This is a genomic window from Kiloniellales bacterium (assembly GCA_030064845.1).
Taxonomy (GTDB): Bacteria; Pseudomonadota; Alphaproteobacteria; order Kiloniellales; family JAKSDN01; genus JASJEC01.
The window spans coordinates 1-23856 of the sequence record JASJEC010000084.1; the positions used below are offsets into that span (position 1 = coordinate 1).

A 23856-nucleotide genomic window follows, 5' to 3' on the forward strand; every position below is an offset into this window, starting at 1 on the left:
ACCAGGCTGTAGCGCCGCGTCGGCGTCACGGCCGCGTAGACCACCGTGCCGTAGCCCTGGTCGTCGAGGTCGAAGCGGCTCCGCTCGATGCGCCAGCCCTCGCGGTGCATGCGCCGAATCAGGCTGCGCATGAAGCTGAGCCGTGTCTGGAAGCCCGAGCCCAGGCGCTCCAGGCGCATCACCGTCTCCGGCGGGCGCAGCGCGACGCTCGGGATCTTCGACGGTCTTCCGATCAGCTTGCTCATACCGGTGACTCTAGTGGCCCGCGCTCCCTTTTGTCATTGCCGGACTTGATCCGGCAATCCAGAGCAACCGAGACCCTGGATGCCCGGACTGCGTAGCAGGGCGCGAAGCGGGGTCCGGGCATGACAGATGAAGGTGAAACCGAAAGCCAAGCAGTGTGCTAGCCAGGCCCGAAGGAGGCCTCGAAAAAGGCCATCCAGTTCTCGCCCATGACCTTGGCGACTTCCGCCTCGCTGAACCCGGCCGCGCGCAGCCCCCCGGCAAGCCCGCCGAAATCCCGGTTGTCGCGGAACCAGGGCGGCTGGTCCGGGAAGCCCGCTTGCCCCTTCGAGCCCTCGCCGAAGTCCAGGGTCTTGGTCCAGGTGCCGTTGCGCATCCACTCGACCACGGAGTCGGGCTGGTCCTGGCAGAGGTCCGAGCCCAGGCCGATGCGCTCGACGCCGATCAGCTCGGCGGTCCGCGCCACCATGGCGCAGAAGGATTCGAGGGTGCAGGCGCTCTTGTCCTTGAGGTGGTGGGGATAGAGGCTGAAGCCGATCATGCCGCCGCTTTCGCCCAGCGCCTTCAGGACGGCGTCGGACTTGTTGCGCAGCGCCGGGCACCAGAAGGCCGGGTTGGCGTGGGTGATGGCGATCGGCCGCTCGGAGATCTCGATCGCCTCCAGGGTCGAGCGCTCGGCGCTGTGGGACATGTCGACCACCAGCCCGACCCGGTTCATCTCGCGGATCGCCTCGCGGCCCATGCGGGTGATCCCCGGGTCCTCGGCCTCGTAGCAGCCGGTCGCCAGCAGGCTCTGGTTGTTGTAGCTGAGCTGCATGAAGCGCAGGCCAAGATCGTGGAGCACGGGAATCAGCCCGATGTCGTCCTCGATCGGCGAGCAGTTCTGGGCGCCGAAGAGGATGCCGGTGCGCCCGGCCTCGGCCGCCGCGCGGACGTCGGCCGCGGTGCGCACCGGCCGGATCAGCGCGCCGAAGGCCTCGAAGCGCCGGTTCCATTCGACGATCCGCTCGACCGTCTCGCGGAAGTCCTCCCAGTAGGCGATGGTGACGTGAACCGCTGAAACCCCGCCGTCCCGCATCTGGCGGAACACCTTTTCCGACCAGTTGCAGTACTGCAGGCCGTCGATGACGAGGGGAGGCGGTGAACTCATGGCTTCCGACCTTAGACGCGCCACCTTGTCCCGCCAAGAACATCACCTTGCGGGCATTGCCTCGACGGCTGGCCCAGGCAGAATGAACTGCCCAACAAGAGGTGATTTGCTCAGGCATGCCCGAAGACCCCGCCGCCGACCGCTTCACCCGCATTGCCCAGGAAGGACTCTGCATCGGCTGCGGCCTCTGCCAGAGCGTGGCCGGGCCGGAGCGGGTGCGGGTCGTGCGCACGACCGAAGGTCACCTGCGGCCGGTGGTCGGGGCGCCGCTCGACCGGGAGACCGTCGACCGCATCTACGAGACCTGCCCCGGCACCCGCATCGAGGGTCTGCCCGAGGCGCTTATCGACGGCGAGACGCAGCACGACAAGATTTGGGGACCCTATCGGTCCATGGTGCGAGCCTACGCCGCGGACCCGGCGGTGCGTCACCGCGGCTCGACCGGCGGCGTACTGACCGCGCTGGCGACCTATCTGGTCGAGAGCCGGATGGTCGACTTCGTGCTGCACGTCGCGGCCTCCAGAACCGATCCGACCTTCGGCGAGCGCCATGTCTCTTTCGACGCGGCGAGCGTGCTGGCGGGCGCGGGCTCGCGCTACGGGCCGACCGCGCCCCTCCTTGACTTCCGCGAGGTCTTGGACCGGGGCCGGGCCTTCGCCTTCGTCGGCAAGCCCTGCGACGTGGCGGCGGTGCGCAACCTGGCGCGGCTGGACCCGAGGGTGGAGCGGCTCTGCAGGGTGATGATGGTGCCGGTCTGCGGCGGCTTCATGGAGCCAGCGGGCATGGCCCGGTTCCTCGCGTCGCTCGGCCTCGAGGAGAAGGAGGTCGCCGCCTTCTCCTACCGCGGCAACGGCTGCCCCGGGCCGACCCGGATCGAGACCAGGGACGGGCGGGCGATCGAGAAGAGCTACCTAGACATGTGGGGCGAGGACGACAGCGCCTGGAGCCTGCCGTTCCGCTGCAAGGTCTGTCCCGACGGGATCGGCGAGGCGGCCGATATCGCCGCGGCCGACACCTGGCCCGGCGGCGCGCCCACGCCGGAAGACCTGGAGAGCGATCCGGGCACCAACGCGATCCTGGCCCGGACCGCCGTGGGCCAGGAGATCGTCGAGGCCGCCGTGCGCGACGGGGCGCTGACCGTCGAACGGGAGATCGGGCCGCGTGACCTCGATCTCTACCAGCCCCACCAGGTGGCCAAGAAATACGCCGTCTGGGCGCGCTTCGCCGGCCTCAAGGCGGCAGGCCAGCTCACGCCTGACATCCGCCGGCTCAGGATCGCGGAGCTCGCGCGAGAGAATGGCGTGGCCGAGAACCTGCGCCAGGCCCGCGGCACACGCCTGCGCGCCCGGCAGGGCCGCACCCGCGAGCCGCGGCCGAGGCCGGCCGCTAACCAGCGGCCCTAAGAAGGATCCGGGTCGGAGCGGGAGAGGTGACCAGGCGATATCGGGGATTGGAGGAGAATGAGCCTTTTCTCTGATGCGGAGCGCCTGCTCTCGAGAGCGGGAAGAGAAGATAAGGAGGCATCGCGCGGCAAGGAGAGCACGCCGGGTGCGGGCCAGACCATGAGCGAAGCCCGGAAGCTCCTCGCCGAACTCGGCTACGTGCATCGCGAGGAGTGCGGCGGCGCCATCCGCGAAGTGAGTTGCGATCAAGCAACAAGGGAGAACCGCCTTGCTCTCTTGGCCTTGGCCGGACGATTGGAGCGGGTCTTTTCCTTGCCTTCACCCAAGACACCTGGTGCCTATTTCCTTGGGGGTGAGATTGCGCCGAGCGCTTTCGGTCTCGCCTCCCCTGACGGTCCCCTGGTCGGACTCGCCGGCAGGGGAACGACGCTGCGTGAAGCCTTCGAAGGATGCATCGGCGAAGGGGCGGAGTATCTCTCTTTGCTGCCCTTTGGCGACGAGCCGCTCGTCCGGGCCGCGCCGGCGGACATGCTGTCCGGGATTGGCGGCATCGAGAACCCCGTTACCGAGGACGATCTGGCGTGGATGCAGGCGGCAATTGGCCTGGACCCGGTCCCCGCTGCGGGGCAGATGGACTGGTTGCCGGCGACGAGCCTCGATGGACGACGGCAGATCCATGTGCCGGCAGACCTCTGTCTCCGTCGGTGGGGGCACATGGAAGACCCGCCTCCTCGTCCTGCGGAGAGCAACGGCTGCGCGGCCGGCCCAACGTTGGAGGACGCTCAGTACCGGGCGCTCCTGGAATTGGTTGAGCGCGACGCCACGGCGCTCTGGTGGTATGGCGGCCGGGTGGTTGGCAGCTTTGACCTCGACGAGGCGCGACGCCAAGCGCTGAGCGCATTCATGGCGAAGTGCCGTTGCCGGGACTCGCGCGTCGATTGGTTTCTTGATCTGACCAATGATCTCGACATCCCCGTCGTCGCCGCCTTGTCATCCGAGCCGGACGGCAGCGGCGTGGTCTTCGGGTTCGCAGCGGACCTCGACCCCTTGGCCGCGGCCAAAAGCGCGGCGCTCGAGATGTGCCAGATGGAGATCGCCCAGGATCTCGTCCACCTCAAGCTGGAACAGCGCGGCGCGGCGGCGCTCAACGCGGCGGACTTACGTCACCTCGAGCGGGAGCGACGGTTGCACATCAATGCATTTCCTCAGCTGAAGCCCGCCGAGCCGCCTGCGTGCCCGGCGGCCGAGCGGCCCACCCTCGATGACGCGCCCTTGGGACGCTGTTACGAGGCCGTCCGCCGGGCCGGTTACGAAGCATACAGTCTCGATCTCACCCGCCCGGAAACAAGGATTCCCGCCGTCCGGGTGGTCGTTCCAGGCTTGCAGTCGGCGAAGGCGGACTGGATTACCGAGCGGCTCAAACGCACTGCCCGCCACCCTTTTTTTGACAGCAAGACGTGGCGCGGATTGCCACCCCTCGATTGATTTGGTTTCGCCAACGTGCAAAGCTTAAACGGCAAGTAGAGGCGAATTTCGCCGTTCAATCAGGCCGTTCGAGCCCGGAATCGGGAAGGGGTCTGGGATGGCAATCTTGGAAGGCAGGCAAGCTGCAGGCAATTTGTTGCACATGCGGGTGCTTGACGGGTTCGATCTCGCTTCTGCGAGCGGGAGACACATCCACGTCACGAGCAAAAAGGCCCGCGGTTTACTGGCTTACCTCGCGCTTAAGCCCAATGGTTGTGAGACAAGAGAACGCCTGGCAGGCTTGCTTTGGAGCGACAGAAGCGAGGAACATGCCAGGGGTTCTTTGCGCCAGTGCCTGAAGCAGGTTCGCCACACCTTCGCCGAAATTGGATTTACCGGGCTTCAATCCGAGCGGCAGGAGATCGTCCTCGCAATAGAAGATTTTCGGGTGGACTCTCAGGCGATTACAGAAAACCTTAAAAGCGGCCAAATCGATTTCGAGTTAGCCCAAGGACACGTACAACCGGACCGCATTCTCTACGGCTATGAGGCGCTCGACCAAGCCTTCGCAGCCTGGATCCACGTAATTCGCCAGCAATGGCGCATCAACCTGATCGACTTGCTTCAGAAAATTCTGCGCGACGGCAGCAAGCAAACCACGCTTCGCAAGTCTGCTGCGGAGGCGCTTGCCAGCATTGACCCCACTCACGAGGAGGCGCAGAGACACCTCATCGAATGCTACGCGTTGCAGGGGAACGTTGCTGCAGCAATCCGGCAGTACAACGAGCTTTGGGAGCTGTTGGGTGACGACTACGATATGGAGCCTGCAGACGAAACACAGTCCCTGATAGCTCAGGTCAAATCCGGCAAATTTGATTTCGGCGAAAGACCGGCCGTTGTTTCAGCGTCACCTGGTGTAACGGAGGCGCCGCCCTTGCTCCGTCTTCCGGTGATCGGGATCGAGGATTTCTTTCGCTCCGACTCACCCAAATCGCCGCACTACGTCGTGGACGGGTTCCGCCGAGAGCTCATTGCGTGTCTGGTCCGCTTCCGGGAGTGGATCATCGTCGAGGCCGGGGTAACGGCCGAGAACCCGATCGAAATGCAGAATGCGGCGACAGCTGAAGGAGCGGTCGACTACCTCTTGGAGGGTTCCTATTCCGCCGATCAGGAAACTGTGTGGCTCAGCATCACCTTGAAAGACGTCGCGAGCCGCCGCTTTATCTGGAGCGAGCGGTTCACGCTGACCCTGGATCGCTGGTTCGTAGCCCAGCAAACATTGGTGCGGCGTATTTCCGTGGCGCTCAATGTCTATCTTTCTGCCGAGCGCGTCGCCAGACAGGTCGCGGAACCAGATCTGCCGCTCGAAGTCTATGACGCGTGGCTGAAGGGACATGATCTGATCCAGCATTGGGATCCGATCACCGAGCAGAAATCCGAAAAGATCTTCCGGAGGATCATACGTCAAACGCCTGACTTTGCGCCCGCCTACAGCAGCCTCTCCTCAATCCTCAACTCGCGCCATGTCGTGTTTCCCGGCCTTTACCGTTCGCCGGCCTTGCAACAGGAGGCGCAAGGCTTCGCACAAAGGGCCGTTGAGATAGACCCCCTGGACACCCGCGGCCAACTTGCTTTGGCTTGGTCCTATGCCATGAGAGGTCGGTTCGACCAAGCGGAGCTGCACTACGGCTTTGCCCATGATCTGAATTCAAACAACCCAACGACACTCATCTCCTGCGCCCATGGCCTGGCCTTTTGCGGGGACTATGACAGGGCGCGGGAGCTTGCCGATCTCGCAGTGAAGATAAACCCTATGATGCCGGCATTTCACTGGGGTTACCTCGTCGGTGTGCTGTTCATCTGTAAGGATTACGAAGGAAGTGTTCGAGCATCTGAGCTCGCGGCCGACGTGATCTCGGTTCTGCCGGGCCTGAAGACGGCGGCGCTCGCCCATCTCGGGCGCCGGCGAGAGGCAGAAGCGGCCGGCACATACTTCTTGAAATTCATTCGAGAGAGGTGGAAGGGGAACTCGCCCTGTACCGACGAAGCAATCGTCGCCTGGCACCTGCACAGTTTTCCGACCAAGGATAGTGATGTCCAGGAACGGCTTCGGGAAGGCCTCCGCTTGTCAGGCCTTCCCGTGCCGCGTAGCAGCGTCAAACAGTAGGGTTTTTGGGCGTCACTTACACTTTCCAAGCGTGTAGTCGCCAATTCGGATCCTGAACATTTCTTCATTGCTCGGCCTGGGCGGCGGAGAGCCCAAATAGAAACTCTTGTAGTGCTCATGGGGGAATGTGTATTTGGCCTCTTGGCCTACTTCGGTTTCGCTCTTTGCAATGTCTTCCTTGCTCGGCACCACGAGATGTAACGTTTTTGAATCGTTGACGTGAAATACCACGTTCTCGTAATCCTCCACTTTGATACCGAAATCTGCTAGAAGGACAACGGCTTGTTTGGTTGTTTCGGGGAGTTTCCGTTCACCCTTCGCCAAGGCGATGAAGAGCCTTCCAGCATTCTCGTAACTATCGATGTGCATTTTACCGGCCATCTGGTTTCTCCTTTTTCATGTCTGATTAAAAGCCATTTTCCTTCTCGACATTAGGGCGTGCCGCCACTCCCGGATTTGACGAAGCGAATCAGCGAAGGCATGTCCTTTGGGACCCCTTGCCCCGCAAAAATGGCGGCGATCTCTTGATTGCTGATCCGGCTTCCAGGGCCGCTGTCGTTCCTCAGAATCCCGAAGATGACTTCGGCGATGATCCTGGAGCCTAGGGTGCCAAGCCGTTCGCCCCCGTGCTGCACCTCGGCCTCCCGTAAAATATAGTAGAGGAGCGGGGTATCCTTCGCGAGTTGGTCAACGTCACTCTCGCTGAGGGGCTGATCGTTGGGGCCGGAAGGTGAGGTTCTTTCCAGACCTTTCCTTATAACTTTCTGCGAAAGGCGAGAATTCTCCGCGACGTCAAAGACGCAGGCCATTTCCTGGCCGCTCGACAATCCCATGTCGTAGCCGCGCGCAAGATCGCGATAGAGAAGGCCGCCATGGGGCTCGCCAGGCGTGGGGGCGCGTCCCTTTCTGTGCGCCGGCATCGGATCAAAACGCTTGTGATAGAGATCTGCCGCGAAGGCTGGCCTTATCCGGCGGCTCGCGTTGAAGTCCTTCCCCTGTGGGACCCCCTTGTCGTTCAACACCGGAAAGAACTTCGACCAGTCGTCGATGACCCATTTGTTCGTGAGCGGTATGTCGTCGGAAGGCAAGGGGCCTCTGAAGGACATCAAGCGCCCGATCGATTGTCTCTTCTCGCCCTTGAAGGTCTCGTTCAGGGCGTATTTCTGCCGCACCATTGCATGTCCGAAGCGAAAGGCGGCGAGAGAGAACTCTATTGGAATGACCGCTTTTGCGTTCTTGTGCAAGAGCCCCTTGAACTGCGTGAAATCGCTGGGCGTGGTCTTTTCGTTTCTGTAGGTCTCGTAAACTTCTTCATCCAAGAGTCGCATGAGAAAATCTTCGACGATGATGGTTTGATAGCACTTGACCGTCACGGCGCGCGCCGTGTTGAAGATATCTCGGTCACTAAGCCCGCCACCCATAGTCTCGAGGCGGTCAACGATCTTGTTGTGGAGCTTGTGGAACAAGACGGTAAGCTGCGAGAGAATGAGGTTGTCCTCATTTCGGGAGTCTCCGATCAGTGCGTCATAGGGACACAACTTCTCGGACGGCCCATCGTATTTTCCTTTGTCGGTTACGGTGTTGTCTGGGCTGTCGATGCAGATTCTCGGGAGGTCGTCCGGCCTTGGTACATCGACCTCAGCATTCTTGCCTGCGGCGCTCGGGTCGAGGTCCGGGCGGGTCATTCCGACACGGAGCCGCTTGCGAAACACTTCTTCACCGTTCCGGAATTCGACCTGATACAGCGATGGCAGCTTCTCGGGCCGTCCGGCGTAGATGCAATCGAGGTCGAGGGCAGCCGAGGCTAGGCTCGGTGCAACGCCGGGCTTACCGGCACGCTGTGGTAGAGGTGAGGCATTGAAGGTCAGGTCGTGGGCAATCAGTTGACCGAGATAGGTATAGCCAGCCGGAATCGAGAAGTTGTCGTCCTTTTCGTTTATTCGTCGTCCGTCGATCCACATTTTTTGAGCAAGGCGCTCCAGCCTCGCCAGTTCGCGCTCACGTTCGGCCTCGTCCTTCGGCGTACGCTCTCGCAATCGGCATTTCCTCTGGTCTTCTTTCGACGCGGCTTCACGAAAGCCGCGCGAATGAACGAGCTTCTCCGCACGAGACGCTTCTTCAAAAAGTGTTTCCGGTAAGTCTCCGCCGTGTCGCATTGGTCCTACCCCTCACTTGCGGGTCGCGCGAACGCGCCCCCTAGTTACGATGACGATCGGAACAGTTTTCATGTGAATCGACCGTGAATTCTCGAACCGGCAGGATCACAGCCGCTCGATATCAATCTGTTGGAGCAGATCCACCGGGTTTGTCGGATCGCCTCTGGCGATACCGGATCTGCCTTCGGGTATGGCTATTGAAGAGGCTCGAGTGCCAGTCTCACCGTTTGCCCAGCCGGTTCCCTAGCTTCACGCTTTCCAACATTGACCTGAATGCCTAAGCACCTCAGGACGCCCTCCGTGACGTTCGAACTTCGAAGACGCTCTGGCTCCCGAAGTTTTTGGGCAGGGCGACGACTCCCAGGTATTTGAATCTCCAGCCCGAGTCGTCAGGCCACAAATCGAGCGTGCGTTCTGGAGCTTCGCGCTCGAGGCACTCCACGAACTCTCGGGTCGCATAGATGCGTCCTGGAGCGGTTACATTTTCCAGGCGCGCCGCGCGAGTGACGTTTCTGCCGTAGTAACCGGGCGACCCGGTCACCGGATCTCGCGCCAAGATAACCGGTCCGGCGTGCAACGCGATACGGACCTGCATCGCTACCTCTAGCCTCGAGACAGAGAGGTTTCCCTCCTCCACCGCTCGGTTCAGGGTCAAAGCAAGCTTGATGGCTTCATCGGCTCTTAACGTGACAGCAAAGATGCCGTCGCCCATCGACCTGATGTAGGACTCCGGTGTTCTAACGGCATTCAGGGAATCGCCCACGTTCGCCAGGAGCTCCAGAAATCCGCGGAGCTGGTGGTCGGTCAGCCTGCTGTAGTCGGCAAAATCTGCGAAGACCACGGAGCGAGGGACACGGCAAGGCACCGGGCTGACAACTCTTGAAGCGACGTGCTGAAGCTCCTGAATTGCCGTCCCGCTCCGAGAGCCAGCATGAAGCACCTTCGCGGTGCTTTTCGCCAAAGGATGGTTGTTCCCGGGTAGTCTGTCACGCGTCCGGCCCAGCATTGGTCCGTCCTTCCTCGACCGTTTGGGAGCACCTTGCGGCACAACCGCTATTGTCGGTGTGGAAATAGACTTAACCATGTGTCGGGAACCTACCGTGAAACTGCCGTTATTTTTTGGGCTGGTTCGCGTTGGTGTCATGTGCGCGCAGACTGTTCGGCGGAGCAGATCGCCCGCTGCAAGGTCTGCCCCGACGGTATCGGCGATGCGGCGGGCGGGTGCCGACCTGGCCTAAGGCGTGAATGCGCCCTGCTTCATGGGCTCAGAGCAGATCCGCACTGGGCGGTGAGTGGCGAGAGCCGCAACTCATGACGCCTTGTCCAGCGCCTCCAGGAACTTTTCCTTCTCGTTCGGCTTCATCGAGATGTTGGTCTCCGCGTAGGGAAAGTTCTTCGCCTTGACTTCGTCGTCGAAGGCTTTCAGTGCGGCGACTCGCTCTTCGTAGATCTGATCGTGCAGCCGGCGAAGGTTGCCGAAGGCATGGGCGTGTTTCGGCGGCTTGTCTTCCTCGCTCGCCTCACCGCAGATATCGGCCACGAAGGACATGATGACGTCGCCGGCCATCCCCGACCCCAGGGAAAAGGTGACGATCGAGGTCTTCTGGTTGACGGCTTCCAGGACCTCCTCGGCGATGCATTCGGCTTCGACCGCGAAGACGCCGACATCCTCCATCCGCTTCAGCGTGCGGTAGATTTCCATCGCCTCGTCGGCCGTCCGACCCCAGCCGCGCAGACCGCCGCAATAGTGACTGAAGGTCGGGATCAGGCCGACGTGGCTCTGCACCGGAACCCCTTCCTTGGCGAGCATCTCCATGACGTCATAGGAGCGGAGCGTGTAGTACATGTCGCCGCCCTTGCGCATCATGTCGAAGGCGTGGTCCATGATCTCTGCGGCGGTGCCGAACTGCGCCCAGGTGCTGCCGACCCCCGCGAAGTGATGGGGCGCGACCTGCCGAACCTCTTCGATCTGGCTCTCCCAGACGACCAGCAGATCGATGCCGGCCTCGACACAGGCCCGAACCTCGGTGACGTTCGCCGGGTTGGACATGCTGAGTTTCCGGCCCGAACCCTTCAGCGCCTGCAGATCCGCGATCGTGTAGTTCCGCTTCGCGGGTCTCCGGGCGAAATCGTAGATTCTTCTCATGACTGCTCCCCCCTGATCGCCATCTCACCGGACCGCGTCAAGGCTACCAACGCCGGGCTCTGCTTAGTAGGCGCCTTGTGAGTAGGTCAGCTCGTAGCTGTGGGAATAGACCTCGAAGATGAGGCCGAAGGGGTCTTCGACGTAGCACATCCGGAAGGGTTTCTCGCCGGGATAATACGCGCGGATCGGCATGCGCTGCCTGCCGCCGTGCGCCACGATCTTCTCTACCAGGCCTTCGATGTCGGGGTCCTGGACGCAGAAATGGAACGTGCTGGTCTTCCAATACTCGAACTCGCCGGGAGGCTCGTTGTTCGGGAACTCGAACATCTCCACCCCGATCCGGTCGCCGGTCGACATGTGCGCGATCTTGAAGGAGCCCCAACCCGTGCCGAAGACATCGATGCACATCTGTCCGATGGCCGTCTCGGATTCCTCGGTGATCTCGGTCGGCTTCATGATCAGGTACCAGCCCATCACCTCGCCGTAGAACGCGACTGCCTTCTCCACGCTCGGTACCGAGATCCCGATGTGCGAAAAGGTTCTTGGATAGGTCGTCATGCCGTCTCCTCTTCCTCCCGTTGACAAGCTGAACATCTGGGGGCGCGCACAGGAAATCTAAACGGGGGCGCCGCGAAGCAGTGAGAGTGCCGCCGCGCTCACGAAAGCGCGAAATCGAGCGCGGCCTCGGCGTGGATGCGGGTGGTGTCGAAGGCCGGGATGTCGAAGTCTTCCGGGGAAATCAACAAACCGACCTCGGTGCAGCCGAAGATCACGCCGTCGGCGCCGGCGTTCCGCCCCTCGGCCACGATCTCCAGGTAGCGGGCCTTGGACTCGGGCCGGACGACGCCCCGGCAGAGCTCGTCGTAGATGATGTCGTGCACGGTCTTGCGGCCGGCGGCGTCGGGCACCAGGGCCTGGATGCCGTGGGCCTCTTTCAGGCGGCCTTTGTAGAAGTCCTGCTCCATGGTGTAGGCCGTGGCCAGCAGCAGGGGGCGCTCGGCCCGGCTCCGGCGGATCGCCCCCGCCGTGGCGTCGGCGATGTGGATCAGGGGGATCTCGACCGCCGCCTCCACCTCGGGCGCCATCTTGTGCATGGTGTTGGTGCAGATCAGGAGGCACTGGGCGCCGGCCTGCTCGACCCGCCGGGCCGCCTCGACCATGCGCCGGGTCGCCGCGGCCCAGTCGCCGGCCGCCTGCAGGGCCTCGATCTCGGCGAAATCGAACGACCAGAGGATCAGCTCGGCGGAATGCAGGCCGCCCAGGCGCTCCCGGGCCAGCTCGTTCAGCAGCCGGTAGTAGACGACGGTGCTCTCCCAGCTCATGCCGCCGATCAGGCCGATGGTCTTCATGCTCCCGCTCCTTTGGTCTGCTGTGGTGCCCCTTTTGCTCGTCGGCCCCGGCAAAGAACCAAAAAGGGTTCACCACAGAGACACAGAGAGCACAGAGAACCAACTAGAGAGTTGTTTGCGCGCAAAGCGCGCCGGAAGGGTGTTGGTTTTTCCTCTGTGTTCTCTGTGGTGAGAGATTTAGCCCGCAGCCACAGGCACAGTCTCGCCAGGGACAAACCCGGTTGACGGATCGGACCTGGCGGCCTCCGTGCCCACGCGTAGCGTCGCGAACATGGTTAAGGCCCGGAAGCGGCCGGGCAAGTCAATCCCCGGCCTGCATTCAGCGATCGGAAACCTTGTTGCTGTATAGCAGGACGATTGCCAAGGGGCTCTGGAATTACAGGGGGTTAGCATGAGCGATTCGGCCCATGCCCTGGAGATCAGGGGACTGACCAAGTATTTCGACCGCCCGGCCGTGGACCATCTCGACCTGACGGTCCGCGCCGGCGAGTTCTACGCCCTGCTCGGGCCGAACGGCGCGGGAAAGACCACGTCGCTCAGGATCGTCGCCGGGCTGCTCAAGCCCCACGCGGGCAGCGTGTCGATCTTCGGCATCGACGCGCTGGCCGATCCGATCGAAGCCAAGCGGGTGACGGCCTGGGTGTCGGACGAACCCATGATCTACGACAAGCTGACGCCCTACGAGTACCTGGAGTTCGTCGCCGGCCTCTGGAGCATCGACGCCGACGAGGCCGAGCGGCGCGCGCGCGAGCTGATCGACTGGCTGGGCCTGGGCCCTCACGCCCACGAGCGCTGCCAAGGCTTCTCCAAGGGCATGCGTCAGAAGGTGGCGCTGGCCGGCGCCCTGGTCCACGAGCCGCGCCTGATCATCCTCGACGAGCCGCTGACCGGCCTGGACGCCGGCTCCGCCCGCCAGGTCAAGGACGTGCTGGTGGAGCGGGTGCGCGGCGGGGTGACGGTGATCATGACCACCCACATTCTCGAGGTCGCCGAGCGCATGGCCGAGCGCATCGGCGTGATCGACCGGGGCCGCCTGATCGCCGAGGGCACGCTCGAGGAGCTGCGCCGCCAGGCCGGGCGCGACAGCAGCCCCGACGGGCACAGCCTGGAGGACATCTTCCTCGAGCTGGTCGCCGAACAGCAGGCGGAACAGCAAGCCGAAGCGCAGGCCGAGCAGAGCGACGCGGCGTGAGCCAGACCGCGACCCTCACCTGGTTCGCCCGCCATGAGCTGAACCTGATCTGGCGCGACTGGGTCTCGATCATGACGGCGGGCAAGCGCCGGCGCGAGCCGCTGGTCGCCTTCGGCCTCGTGGTGCTCGCCGTGGTCGCCCACGCCTTCGCCTATCACTTCATCGGACGCTTCTTCGACACCTCGAGCGGGGCCGACCTGCAGGCCGGCCGCATCGTGTTCGTGACCTTCTGCGGCTTCCTGTCCTGGACCTTGATGATGTCCCAGGCCATGGAGCACGTGACCCGGGCCTTCTACGCGCGCGACGACCTGGAGCTGATCCTCTCGTCGCCGGCCTCGTCGCGCCGCGTCTTCGCGATCCGGATCGGCGTCATCGGCATCACCACGACCGTGCTCTCGCTGCTGCTCGCCGTCCCCTTCGTCAACACCCTGGTGGTACTGGACGGTCCGCACTGGCTGGCGACCTACGGCGTGCTGCTGGCCATGGGCGCCTTCTCGGCGGCCTGCGCCGTGGCGCTGACCATCGCCCTGTTCCGCACCCTCGGCCCCAAGCGGACCCGGCTGGTCGCCCAGATCGTGGCGGCGGTGGTGGGCTCCGGTTTCGTGATCGGCATCCAGGCGGTGGCGATCATGTCGGCCGGCACCTTCGCCCGCTTCGAGTTCATGCGCTCCGAGCTCTTCCTCGCGGCGCTGCCCGGCATCGACAGCTACTTCTGGTGGCCGGCGCGGGCCGCGATGGGCGACCTCACGGCGCTCGTGGCGGTCGCGGCGATCGGCGCCGCCTGCCTGCTCGCGGCCATCGTGACCTTCTCGACCCGCTTCGGCGAGCACGTGATCGCGGCCTCGGGGGTCGCCTTCGACGGCAAGGTCTCGCGCCGCGGCGCCGCCGGCTTCCGCCGCACTTCGCCGCGCCGGGCGCTGCGCCGCAAGGAGTGGACGCTCCTGTGGCGGGATCCCTGGCTGGTCTCCCAGAGCCTGATGCAGGTCCTCTACCTGCTGCCGCCGGCGCTCCTGCTTTGGCGCAACTTCGGCTCCGACGTCGGCACGCTGCTGGTGATGGTGCCGGTCCTGGTCATGGCCTCTGGACAGCTCGCCGGCGGCCTCGCCTGGCTCGCCGTCTCGGGCGAGGACGCGCCCGACCTGATCGGCACCGCGCCCGTCACCTGGCTCTCCGCCATCCTGGCCAAGATCGAGGCCGTGCTGCTCGCCATGGCCATGATTACCGCCCCGCTGCTGATCGGCTTCGCCCTGGCCGCCCCCATGCTGGCCTTCTGGGCGGCGATCACCATCGCCGCCGCCTCGGTCTCGGCCACGATGATCCAGATCTGGTTCCGCGCCCAGGCGCGGCGCAGCGCCTTCCGGCGCCGCCAGACCTCGTCGCGGGTCGCGACCTTCGCCGAAGCCTTCTCCTCGGTGCTCTGGGCGGCGACCGCCGGCATGGCGGCGGCCGGCTCGGGCTTCGCCATCATTGCCGCGGTCCTCGCGGTCTGGGTGCTGGTCTTCGTCTACCTGATCCGGCCCCACCCCGAGGAGCGCTAACCAGCCTACGAATCGCCTCGCCACAGCGCGGCCGCGGCCAGGGCGCAGGCCAGCAGCGTCAGGGCCAGGCCGGTGAGGGCGATCGCCGCGAGCGAGACACCGGCGTCGAGCGGCCAGCCCATGAAGAGTGGCCCCAGGGCCGAGCCGAAGACCATCAGGCAGGCCGCCACCGCCCGGATCGCGCCCAGGTGCCGCGTGCCGTAGAGCTCGGCCCACATGGCGGCGAGCACGCTCCCGTGGCCGCCGGCGCTGAGGCCCATCAGGACCATGAAGGGCGCGGCCAGGAAGGCGGCCTCGGCCTGGGAGAAGAGCAGCAGCGAGAGCGCGAAGGGCAGCAGGCTGAGCGGCGCCAGGGTCCTGCCGCCGAAGCGGTCGATCAGGAAGCCGGCGGCGAGGCCCGCGCCGACGCTGGCCGCCGCGTAGAAGCTGAAGCAGAGGCTCCACCACGCCAGGTCCCAGCCCTTGACCGCCACGAGGTGCACCTGGTGGAAGAAGATCCCGGTGCCGATCGCCGACTGGGCCATGGCCGCCGGCACCAGCAGGTAGAAGCGGGGATCGCGCAACATCTCGCCCCGGGTCCAGTCCCGCACGCCCGGGCCGCCGTCGCCCAGGGCGCTCGCGCCGGCGCCGTCCTGAGACCCGGTCCGGCGCAGCAGGGCGGGCAGCGCCGGCAGGAGACAGAGCGCGACGGCCAGCGACAGCAACAGCCAGACCAGCCGCCACTCCATCAAGGCGAGCGCCGCGACCACCAGGGGCGGGAAGAGCGCCTCGCCGAGCGGATGGCCGAAGCCGGCGACGGCCAGCGCCCGGCCGCGCTCCCGCCGGTAACGGCGCGCCATGGCGGTCAGCGCGATGTGGGTCATCAGGCCCTGGCCGGTGAAGCGCAGCGCGAAGACACCCAGGCAGAGCGTCAGCGGCCCGGCCACCAGGGAGAAGGCGCCGGCGGCGAGCGACATTCCGAGCACGACCCAGCGGGTGAAGCGCTCTAGCGGCAGGCGGTCGATCAGGCGGCCGGCCGGCAGCAGCAGGGCCGCGCTGGCCAGGGTGCCGACCATGTAGAGCGCGCCGAAGTCGCCGTGGCTCAGGCCGAACTCCTCGCGGATGCGGGCGCCGAACAGCGAGATCACGAAGGTCTGGCCCGGGCTCGACCAGAAGGCGACCAGCAGCCCGAACAGCAGGAACCGCCATTCCAGGCGCAGGAAGGCCAAGGTCGAGGGCGCAGCGAGTGGCGAAGACATGGCTAGGCTGTGGCCGATGAAGGGCGAGAGATCAAGCCAATCGGCGTTTACACCCCCTCACCCGCGCGTAGCGCCGGGCTTCGCCCCCCTCTCCCCCGACGCGGGGGAGAGGGGGAAAAAGGGACGGCGCCACGGCACTCCCTCTCCCCCAGTTTGGGGGAGAGGGCCGGGGTGAGGGGGCGCTACGCGGCCGATCATAGGAAACTGGGGATCGGAACCTTAAAGGCGATCCGCTCTAGGGATTGCGCCCGAAGAGATCCTCGCCTTGCTGGTCGATGATGTTCTTGGCCTTGCCGATGGCGCAGTTCTCGGCGTCCTCGCGAGTCGGGTGGGTGTCGGCGCGGATGAAGCTCTGCTCCTTCAGCTCGCCGTCGATCTCCTTGGCGATGACGCCGACTGTCAGCCACTGCGCGCCCTGGCGCCGGGGCGTCGCCCGGATGATATAGCCCTGATACTCGAAGGCGGTTCCCCCGGCCGCCGCTTCCTTCGCCTCGCCGCCGCCGACGAGGGCGCGGAGCAACTTGCCCAAAGCCATGGCGTGCCTCTCAAACCTCTTCTAAGTCGTTCATAGACCTCAGTGTAGCCTGCGCGCGGGGCGCGGTCATGAATTTCCCTCGGGGATTCCCTCGGGCCTGCCGATCGAACGAGATCCCTTAGTGATCCGCCCGGCCGAGTGGTAGGCTCGGGGCGGGTGTTCGGCGCAGGGCGCCGCCATTAAGGAGACAGCGACGTGACGCGCTTGATGGGACTTACCGCGCTCCTCGCCCTGCTGGCCCTGGCGGCCTGTCGCGTGGCGCCGGTGCAGAACATCGAGTCGGCGCCCCTGGCGGCGCCGGAGTTCGCCACGATCGAAGACGTCGCGGACGCGGTCATCCGCGCGGGCCTCATCCAAGGCTGGGAGATGCGCGAGATCAGGCCCGGGCTGTTCGAGGCCAGGCTCCTGGTGGGCGGCCGGTACCAGGCCCGGGTCGACATCTTCTTCGACACCGAGGCCTTCTCGATCGTCTACAAGGACAGCGTCAACCTCAGATACAACGGCAGAACGATACACACGCGCTACAACAAGTGGGTCAGCTTCCTGAAGGCGGAGATCCAGAAGCAGATGCGCGCCCTGAAGCCGGGCCAGCCGCCGGCGCTGCGCACGCGGGTCCCGCGAGACCTCGTGCCGGCGCGGCGGTTCGCCTGATCGCCGCCGGCGCGGTTGCGCGAAGACGGCCACGAGAGGAAGAAGCGACGTGACGCGCCCGATCGGACTGGTCCTGGTCCTGGCCCTTCTCGCCATGGCGGGCTGCCGCTCGGCGCCGGTCCGGAACGTCGACCAGGCGCTCCTCATGGCGCCGCTCGACGTGACGCTGGAAGAGGTGACGACCGGCATCGTGCGCGCCGGTGCGCTCCGCGATTGGCGGATGACGGAGATCGCGCCGGGCCACCTGGTGGCGGAGATCGAGGTGCGGGGCCGGCACCGGGCCGCGGCCGACATCTTCTTCGATACCCGGGTCTTCTCGATCCAGTACAGGTACAGCGAGAACCTCAACTTCGACGCCCGACGCGGCCTGATTCACCCGAACTACAACCAGTGGGTCATGAGCCTGAGAAGCGGGATCCAGCGCGAGATGCGCGCCATCGGGCGCGGCGGATCGCCGGCGCGCGCCGGAAATGACTCTGGCATGGTGCAACAGCCGGGGGTTAGAGTCCGGCGGAAAAAACCGGACTGGATATGGACCGCTCGAATTTCGAACAAGGGGGGAAAAACGTGACGCGCCTTATCGGACTATCCGTGATCGTACTCCTTCTCGCCCTCGGCGGTTGCCGGTCCGCGCCGGTCGAGAACGTCGACTCGGCGCCGCTCAACGTGCCCGAGGGCGTAAGCCTCGAGCGCATCAAGAAGAGCATCATGAGGGCGGGTTTCAAGCGGGACTGGGAGATGACCGAGGTCGGGCCGGGTCACCTGGTGGCCCAGGTCGAAGTAAGGGACAAGCATACCGCGATCGTCGACATCTACTTCGACAGGAAGACCTTCTCGATCAGCTACAAGGACAGCCGCAACCTGGGCTACGACGGAGAGAACATTCACGCGAACTACAATTCTTGGGTCCAGTTTCTGAAAGAAGACATCCAGAAGGAAATGAAGCTGATCGCACTCGAAGCGTCTCTGGACCCGCGGCCGCGAGCGGAAACGGTCCGTGCGGAATACCCTGAGGAAAGAGTCTAGCCCTTGCCCTTCCGGCCTTCCTGCGCCTGGATCTTGGCCCAGAGGTCGCGCAGGGTCATGGTCCGGTTGAAGACAAGCTTGCCGGCGCTCGAATCCGGGTCCTTGCAGAAGTAGCCCTGGCGCTCGAACTGCAGGGCCTCGCCGTCCGGCGCCTCGGCGAGCGCCGGCTCCAGCCGGCAGCCGTCGAGCACCTCGAGGGAGTCGGGGTTCAGATCGTCCAGCACGTCGCCCTTGGCGCCGGGATCGGCGACGGCGAAGAGGTGGTCGTAGAGCCGGACCTCGGCCGGGATCGCCTTGTCGGCCGCGACCCAGTGCAGGGTCGCCTTGACCTTGCGCCCGTCCGGCGCGTTGCCGCCGCGGGTCTCCGGGTCGTAGGTGCAGCGCAGCTCGACCACCTCGCCGGTCTCGTCCTTGACCGCTTCCCGGCAGGTGATGAAGTAGGCGTAGCGCAGGCGCACCTCGCGCCCCGGCGCCAGGCGGAAGAACTTCTTGGGCGGGTCCTCCATGAAGTCCTCGCGCTCGATGTAGAGGACCCGGCCGAAGGGCACCTCGCGCGTGCCGTCGGCCTCGTTCTCCGGGTTGTTGACCGCCTCCAGGGTCTCGGTCTGGCCCTCGGGGTAGTTCTCGATCACCACCTTGAGCGGCCGCAGCACCGCCATGCGCCGCTGGGCCGTCTTGTTCAAGAGCTCGCGCACGCAGTGCTCCAGGTAGGCGAACTCGACCACATTGTGGCTCTTGGTCACGCCGATCCGGGTCGCGAAGTCGCGGATCGCCGCCGGCGGGATGCCGCGCCGCCGCAGGCCGGCCAGGGTGGGCATGCGCGGGTCGTCCCAGCCCTCGACATGGCCCTCCTCGACCAGCTGGATCAGGCGGCGCTTGGACAGCACGGTGTGGCTCAGGTTGAGGCGCGCGAACTCGTACTGGCGCGGTATGGACGGCACCGGCAGGTGCTCGATCAGCCAGTCGTAGAGCGGCCGGTGGTCCTCGAACTCCAGGGTGCAGAGCGAGTGGGTCACGCCCTCGATGGCGTCCGACTGGCCGTGGGCGAAGTCGTAGGTCGGGTAGATGCACCATTGGTCGCCGGTGCGCGGGTGCGCCGCGTGGAGGATGCGGTAGAGCACCGGGTCCCGCATGTTGATGTTGCCCGCGGCCATGTCGATCTTGGCCCGCAGCACCCGCGCGCCGTCGGGGAACTCGCCGGCCTTCATGCGCCGGAACAGGTCGAGGCTCTCGGCGGCCGGACGGTCCCGGTAGGGGCTGTTCCGGCCCGGCTCGGTCAGGGTGCCGCGGTGTTCCCGGATCTCGTCGGCCGAGAGGTCGTCGACGTAGGCCTTGCCCGTCTCGATCAGGTGCTCGCCCCAGGCGTAGAGCGTCTCGAAGTTGTCCGACGCGAAGGTCAGGTTCTCGCCCCAGTCGAAGCCGAGCCAGTGCACGTCGGCCTCGATCGACCGGATGTACTCCTCCTCCTCCTTGACCGGGTTGGTGTCGTCGAAGCGCAGGAAGCAGGTGCCGCCGAACTCCCCGGCGACGCCGAAGTTGAGGCAGATCGACTTGGCGTGGCCGATGTGCAGGTAGCCGTTGGGCTCCGGCGGGAAGCGCGTCACCACGGTCTGGTGGCGGCCCGCCTCCAGGTCGGCGCGCACGATGTCGCGGATGAAGTCGCGCTTGGCTTCCTTGTCGGTTCCGGTCTCGGCGTCGTTCATGGCCCTCGACTCCGCTGGCGGGCCGGGGACAAACGCCCGTGCCCGTGATCACGTTCATCCTTCGACAAGCTCAGGATGAGGTTATGTGCTCGAGGCACCCCGCCCTCACCCTGAGCCTGTCGAAGGGTGATGGTGCCGCTTGAGGCTCTACTGAAGATCGGCGGCCACTGTCTGCCAGAAAAGACCGGTCGCGCCAAGGGATTGGACTTGGCGGCCCGCCCCGTGCATGACTGGGACGCGGGTACGGCCCGCTCGGCCTCGGAGGCTTTGGACCGAATGACCGACAGGACTTTCCTGCGCGACGACAGCCCGATCGACGAGGCGGCCATCCGGCTCGATCGGCTCGGCCGGGTCCAGGCCGAGCTGGCGGCGCGCGATCTCGCCGCGATCCTGCTGTTCGATCCCGTCAACCTGCGCTACGCGACCGGCAGCCGGAACATGCAGGTCTGGACCATGCACAACTATTGCCGCTACGCCCTCGTGCCGGCGGCGGGGCCCGTGGTCTTCTTCGAGCTGCCCAGCGCCGCGCACCTCGCCGCCGCGCTCGAGACCGTGGGCGAGGTCCGGCCCTCGCTCGCCTTCGACTTCATGATGGTCGGCCCGCGCGGCGAGGAGATGGCCGGGCGCCTGGCCGCCGAGCTGGGCGACCTGCTGCGCGCGGCCGGGGGCGGCCGCCTGGCGCTCGACCGGGCCGACCTGCCGCTGGTCCGGGCGCTCGAGGCCGAGGGGGTCGCGCTGGCCGACGGCAAGGCGGTGATGGAGCGGGCCCGGGCGATCAAGTCGCGCGAGGAGATCCGCGCCCTCAAGCACTCCCTGGCGAGCTGCGAGGCGGCGGTCGCCGAGATGCGCGCGACGGCCCGGCCGGGCCTGCGCGAGTCGGAGATCCTGGGCGCCCTCCTGGGGGCCTCGATCGCCCGGGGCGGCGAGTACCCGGAGACCCGACTGCTCGCCACCGGGCCGCGCACCAACCCCTGGTTCCAGGAGACCAGCGACCGGGTGGTCGAGGCGGGCGACCTGCTGTCCTTCGACACCGACCTGATCGGCCCCTACGGCTTCTACAACGACATCTCGCGCTCCTGGACCATCGGCGAGACCCGGCCGAGCGACGACCAGCGCCGGCTCTACGACATGTCGCGCCGCCAGCTCGAGCACAACATGGCCCTGTTCAGGCCCGGCGCGGGCTTCATGGAGTACGCCGAGAAGTCCTTTGCGCTGCCCGAGCCCTACCTCGCCAACCGCTACGCCGACGTCGCCCACGGCTGCGGCCTCGGCGTGGAGTATCCCTTGATCTGGTATCCCGAGGACGCCGAGTGGGGCGCCTACGACGGCGTCTTCGAGGAGGACATGGTGGTCTGCGTCGAGAGCTACGTCGGCGCCGAGGGCGGGTACGAGGGCGTCAAGCTGGAGCAGCCGGTCTGGATCTCTGCCGCCGGCCCCGTCCTGCTCTCGGACTATCCCCTGGAGGACGACTGGGCGTGAAGGCGGGGTGCGGTGCCCAGCCAGCACCATCACCCTTCGACACGCTCAGGGTGAGGGGGAAATGTTTCCAAGAGATACCCTCATGCTGAGCTTGTCGAAGCATGACGGTGATCAAGGACTCAGAGGCCCTTTAAGACCGGCCAAGCCGCCGCCCGTCACGCCCCCTTGCCGGGCGCGGATTGCCGCCCGAGCTTGGCCTCGCGCCGCGTGATGTAGAGGCCGGCGGCCGCGATCAGGACCGCGCCGAGGATGACGATCGCCTCGGGCCGCTCCTGCCAGAAGACCCAGCCGAACAGTGCGCCCCAGATCATCGCCGTGTAGTCGAAGGGCGCGATCACCGCGGCCGGGGCGTTGCGGTAGGCGACGATCATGAAGTAGGCGGCGACGCCGCCGATCAGGCCGAGCGTCAGGAAGACCCAGAGGTGGCCGGGCTCGGGCGGCTGCCAGACGAAGGCCTGGAACGGCAGGCTGGCCAGGCCGGCGCCCAGCGTCGAGTAGGCCAGGATGGCGACGTTGGTCTCGGTCGGCGCGATCCGCCGGGTCAGCAGCATGGCGCTGGAGAAGCAGAGCGCCGAGGCGACGATCAGCAGCGCCTCGGGCTGGAAGGCCGCGGTGCCCGGGCGCAGCATGATCAGCGCGCCCGCGAAGCCGAACAGCACCGCGCCCCAGCGCCGCGGGCCGACCGGCTCGCCGAGGACCGGGCGCGACAGCGCCGTGGTGAAGAGCGGCGCCAGGAAGGCGATCGCGATGGCCTCGGCCAGCGGCAAGTAGTTGAGCCCGGCGAAGAAGCAGCTAAGCGCGACGAAGAGCAGGCAGGCCCTGAGGCCGTGGGCGAGCGGCCGCCGGGTGCGCAGCGCGGCGAAGCCGGCGTGCCAGACGAAGACGGCGACCGGCAGCAGGCCGAAGAGGTAGCGGAAGAAGACGATCTGGAACGAGGTGAAGCCTTCCTGGCCCAGCCACTTGGCCAGGGTATCGGCGACCGAGAAGCCGAACACGGCGCAGCAGACCGCCGCGATCCCCGTGACGAGGGCGCGCTGCGGCGTGCGGGGCGTGTCGAGAGGCCGGGAGGTCATGGCTTAGTCTAGCAGGCTGGCGAGAAAGTGCTTAGCCGGCGCCATCACCCTTCGACAAGCTCAGGGTGAGGGTGACCTGTATCAAGAAAGCTCCCTCATCCGCGCGTAGCGCCGGGCCTACGCCCCTTTGTCGAAGGATGAACTTAATCAAGAGCTCCAGGTTTCTTGAGAAGCGCTGCAGCGATCGCGTCCCACTCGGCGGCGGTCGGCTCGAGGCACTCGGGCTGTTCGGCCCGGCGGTACCAGTAGCGGGCGTTGGAGAGGTCGCCCTCGACCCGGTGCAGGTAGGCGTGCACCCAGGCGCCGTCGCGCCCCTTGTCGCGCTGCGCGACCTCGTGGGCCCTATGCCAGTCGCCCTTGGCCTCCCACCACAGCGCCTGCAGCGCGGCGCTCAGCGCAGGCGGCTCCGCCTCGGCGAGCGAGGCCTGGAAAGTGTCCAGATCCATGGGGGCATCATAGTACCGCCGAAGGGCCGGGTCTTGGGCTCGAATTTCCTGCAGAGCCCTTCCACACGCCGGGCGGCAATAAAGACCGTCGGGCGGGGAATTGTCCGAAAATTGTACGGTTGCCGCGTTTACCAAGTCTGTTTTCGGGTCCTTAGGCCTGGTGCTTCAGCATCTGGAGTGTCCGTCGGTTCGTGTGCAGTGGCCGATGGGAAACAAGAATTAAGTCACAGGCAGGCGCTCGCACGTGACGAGGTGACGCGATGCTGCAGGACATCTGGTACGCCCTTGCCGATTTCTTCGAGCGGCTGCTGCCGCCCTTCGCCCGGTCACGGCCGCCGGTCGAGCCCGAGGAGGTCGTCACGGCGCCCTCGCGCGAGACCGTCACGAGAGAGCGCCGACGTCAGGCCAAGGGCATAAGGGCCTGCGAGATCGAGTTCGGCGACAGCGCGGTCAACGGCATGGTCCTGAAGGTGTCCCAAGTCGGCGCCGACATCCGCCTGCCCCTTCACATGAAGGACCTGCCCGACTGCTTCACCCTGAAGCTCGCACCGAGCGAAAAGCACGACTGCAGGGTCCTCTGGCGAGAGGGGAACAAGGTCAAAGTGTCGTTCATTTGAGCCGGCGGTAGCCGCGCCGTTCGCGGTGCTAGGTCGATGATGTCCTATGGTTTGTTCAACGACCAACCCTCGAGGTACGACGCCAGTCACGGGAGTTGGCGCCCAATGATTTGTCGGGCTTCCCAATGGGCTTGTCTTGGAACCAGTCCGTGGGTGCGCAGAGGTATGGGTCCTTACAGGGGCAGAGGGCGTTCTGCTTGCGTCGATCGAGCCATGGCCGCTTGTTGACGATCTCGGAGTAGGCGCATTCCTCGGGCAGGGGCGGCAGCGCCTCGAGAGG

24 protein-coding genes are annotated in these 23856 nt (G+C 65.6%); 10 read left to right on the forward strand and 14 right to left on the reverse strand.

Going from position 1 to position 23856, the window contains the following annotated elements:
* Both QNJ67_20565 and QNJ67_20570 read right to left on the reverse strand, forming a co-directional pair.
* A partial coding sequence (locus QNJ67_20565) for a hypothetical protein (protein ID MDJ0611380.1) occupies positions 1–245 on the reverse strand: 245 nt, incomplete at its 3' end.
* A gap of 158 nt (positions 246–403) precedes the next feature.
* On the reverse strand, positions 404–1393 hold the full coding sequence (locus QNJ67_20570) for a membrane dipeptidase (GenBank protein ID MDJ0611381.1): 990 nt from the start codon (positions 1391–1393) through the stop codon (positions 404–406).
* Positions 1394–1509: 116 nt separating this feature from the next.
* On the opposite strand from QNJ67_20570, the gene QNJ67_20575 reads away from it, so the two are divergent.
* From QNJ67_20575 to QNJ67_20585, 3 genes are all read left to right on the forward strand, one after another.
* Positions 1510–2796 carry a Coenzyme F420 hydrogenase/dehydrogenase, beta subunit C-terminal domain gene (locus QNJ67_20575; GenBank protein MDJ0611382.1) on the forward strand — a complete coding sequence of 429 codons (1287 nt, stop codon included), beginning with the start codon at positions 1510–1512 and terminating at the stop codon, positions 2794–2796.
* Between the two features lie 57 nt (positions 2797–2853).
* Complete coding sequence (locus tag QNJ67_20580; GenBank protein ID MDJ0611383.1) at positions 2854–4281, forward strand: YcaO-like family protein; 1428 nt, start codon at positions 2854–2856, stop codon at positions 4279–4281.
* A 97-nt stretch (positions 4282–4378) separates the two neighbouring features.
* Positions 4379–6427, forward strand: coding sequence for a BTAD domain-containing putative transcriptional regulator (locus tag QNJ67_20585; GenBank protein MDJ0611384.1), 2049 nt, complete (start codon positions 4379–4381; stop codon positions 6425–6427).
* 12 nt (positions 6428–6439) lie between these two features.
* Here the strand turns inward: QNJ67_20585 and QNJ67_20590 are convergent, their stop codons facing one another.
* The 6 genes from QNJ67_20590 to QNJ67_20615 all read right to left on the reverse strand — a co-directional run bounded on the left by QNJ67_20590 (position 6440) and on the right by QNJ67_20615 (position 12078).
* Positions 6440–6808 (reverse strand): hypothetical protein, encoded by a 369-nt coding sequence (locus QNJ67_20590; protein ID MDJ0611385.1) that lies wholly within the window; start codon positions 6806–6808, stop codon positions 6440–6442.
* A 50-nt stretch (positions 6809–6858) separates the two neighbouring features.
* On the reverse strand, positions 6859–8583 hold the full coding sequence (locus tag QNJ67_20595) for a peroxidase family protein (GenBank protein MDJ0611386.1): 1725 nt from the start codon (positions 8581–8583) through the stop codon (positions 6859–6861).
* A 286-nt stretch (positions 8584–8869) separates the two neighbouring features.
* Complete coding sequence (locus tag QNJ67_20600; protein ID MDJ0611387.1) at positions 8870–9589, reverse strand: adenylate/guanylate cyclase domain-containing protein; 720 nt, start codon at positions 9587–9589, stop codon at positions 8870–8872.
* Between the two features lie 303 nt (positions 9590–9892).
* Entirely contained in the window at positions 9893–10729 is an 837-nt protein-coding gene (locus QNJ67_20605; GenBank protein MDJ0611388.1) for a 3-methyl-2-oxobutanoate hydroxymethyltransferase, read from the reverse strand.
* 63 nt (positions 10730–10792) lie between these two features.
* The gene (locus QNJ67_20610; GenBank protein MDJ0611389.1) at positions 10793–11287 is read right to left on the reverse strand and encodes a lactoylglutathione lyase family protein; all 495 of its coding nucleotides are present in this window, start codon (positions 11285–11287) and stop codon (positions 10793–10795) included.
* Positions 11288–11385: 98 nt separating this feature from the next.
* Positions 11386–12078 carry an aspartate/glutamate racemase family protein gene (locus tag QNJ67_20615; GenBank protein ID MDJ0611390.1) on the reverse strand — a complete coding sequence of 231 codons (693 nt, stop codon included), beginning with the start codon at positions 12076–12078 and terminating at the stop codon, positions 11386–11388.
* A gap of 391 nt (positions 12079–12469) precedes the next feature.
* On the opposite strand from QNJ67_20615, the gene QNJ67_20620 reads away from it, so the two are divergent.
* Together QNJ67_20620 and QNJ67_20625 are read left to right on the forward strand one after the other, a co-directional pair.
* The gene (locus QNJ67_20620; protein ID MDJ0611391.1) at positions 12470–13270 is read left to right on the forward strand and encodes an ABC transporter ATP-binding protein; all 801 of its coding nucleotides are present in this window, start codon (positions 12470–12472) and stop codon (positions 13268–13270) included.
* On the forward strand, positions 13267–14808 hold the full coding sequence (locus QNJ67_20625) for a hypothetical protein (GenBank protein MDJ0611392.1): 1542 nt from the start codon (positions 13267–13269) through the stop codon (positions 14806–14808). The genes QNJ67_20620 and QNJ67_20625 overlap by 4 nt, the downstream gene beginning before the upstream one ends.
* A gap of 5 nt (positions 14809–14813) precedes the next feature.
* Here the strand turns inward: QNJ67_20625 and QNJ67_20630 are convergent, their stop codons facing one another.
* Together QNJ67_20630 and QNJ67_20635 are read right to left on the reverse strand one after the other, a co-directional pair.
* Entirely contained in the window at positions 14814–16046 is a 1233-nt protein-coding gene (locus QNJ67_20630) for an MFS transporter (protein MDJ0611393.1), read from the reverse strand.
* A 235-nt stretch (positions 16047–16281) separates the two neighbouring features.
* On the reverse strand, positions 16282–16581 hold the full coding sequence (locus tag QNJ67_20635) for an HlyU family transcriptional regulator (GenBank protein MDJ0611394.1): 300 nt from the start codon (positions 16579–16581) through the stop codon (positions 16282–16284).
* Positions 16582–16776: 195 nt separating this feature from the next.
* On the opposite strand from QNJ67_20635, the gene QNJ67_20640 reads away from it, so the two are divergent.
* From QNJ67_20640 to QNJ67_20650, 3 genes are read left to right on the forward strand one after another with little or no spacing between them, the layout of a single operon-like run.
* Positions 16777–17232 carry a hypothetical protein gene (locus QNJ67_20640; GenBank protein ID MDJ0611395.1) on the forward strand — a complete coding sequence of 152 codons (456 nt, stop codon included), beginning with the start codon at positions 16777–16779 and terminating at the stop codon, positions 17230–17232.
* 49 nt (positions 17233–17281) lie between these two features.
* Positions 17282–17803 (forward strand): hypothetical protein, encoded by a 522-nt coding sequence (locus QNJ67_20645; GenBank protein MDJ0611396.1) that lies wholly within the window; start codon positions 17282–17284, stop codon positions 17801–17803.
* Entirely contained in the window at positions 17800–18258 is a 459-nt protein-coding gene (locus QNJ67_20650; GenBank protein MDJ0611397.1) for a hypothetical protein, read from the forward strand. The genes QNJ67_20645 and QNJ67_20650 overlap by 4 nt, the downstream gene beginning before the upstream one ends.
* Here QNJ67_20650 and QNJ67_20655 read toward each other — a convergent pair.
* Positions 18255–19961: a glutamine--tRNA ligase/YqeY domain fusion protein gene (locus QNJ67_20655; protein ID MDJ0611398.1), complete on the reverse strand. Its 1707-nt coding sequence runs from the start codon at positions 19959–19961 to the stop codon at positions 18255–18257. The genes QNJ67_20650 and QNJ67_20655 overlap by 4 nt on opposite strands.
* A 276-nt stretch (positions 19962–20237) precedes the next feature.
* Between QNJ67_20655 and QNJ67_20660 the strand changes: the two genes are divergently transcribed.
* On the forward strand, positions 20238–21440 hold the full coding sequence (locus QNJ67_20660; GenBank protein MDJ0611399.1) for a Xaa-Pro peptidase family protein: 1203 nt from the start codon (positions 20238–20240) through the stop codon (positions 21438–21440).
* 155 nt (positions 21441–21595) lie between these two features.
* Here the strand turns inward: QNJ67_20660 and QNJ67_20665 are convergent, their stop codons facing one another.
* The gene (locus QNJ67_20665; GenBank protein MDJ0611400.1) at positions 21596–22513 is read right to left on the reverse strand and encodes a DMT family transporter; all 918 of its coding nucleotides are present in this window, start codon (positions 22511–22513) and stop codon (positions 21596–21598) included.
* Between the two features lie 143 nt (positions 22514–22656).
* A complete protein-coding gene (locus QNJ67_20670; protein ID MDJ0611401.1) occupies positions 22657–22959 on the reverse strand; it encodes a hypothetical protein in 303 nt (100 codons plus the stop codon).
* Between the two features lie 260 nt (positions 22960–23219).
* Between QNJ67_20670 and QNJ67_20675 the strand changes: the two genes are divergently transcribed.
* Entirely contained in the window at positions 23220–23576 is a 357-nt protein-coding gene (locus tag QNJ67_20675; protein MDJ0611402.1) for a hypothetical protein, read from the forward strand.
* 55 nt (positions 23577–23631) lie between these two features.
* Here the strand turns inward: QNJ67_20675 and QNJ67_20680 are convergent.
* A partial coding sequence (locus tag QNJ67_20680; protein ID MDJ0611403.1) for a hypothetical protein occupies positions 23632–23856 on the reverse strand: 225 nt, incomplete at its 5' end.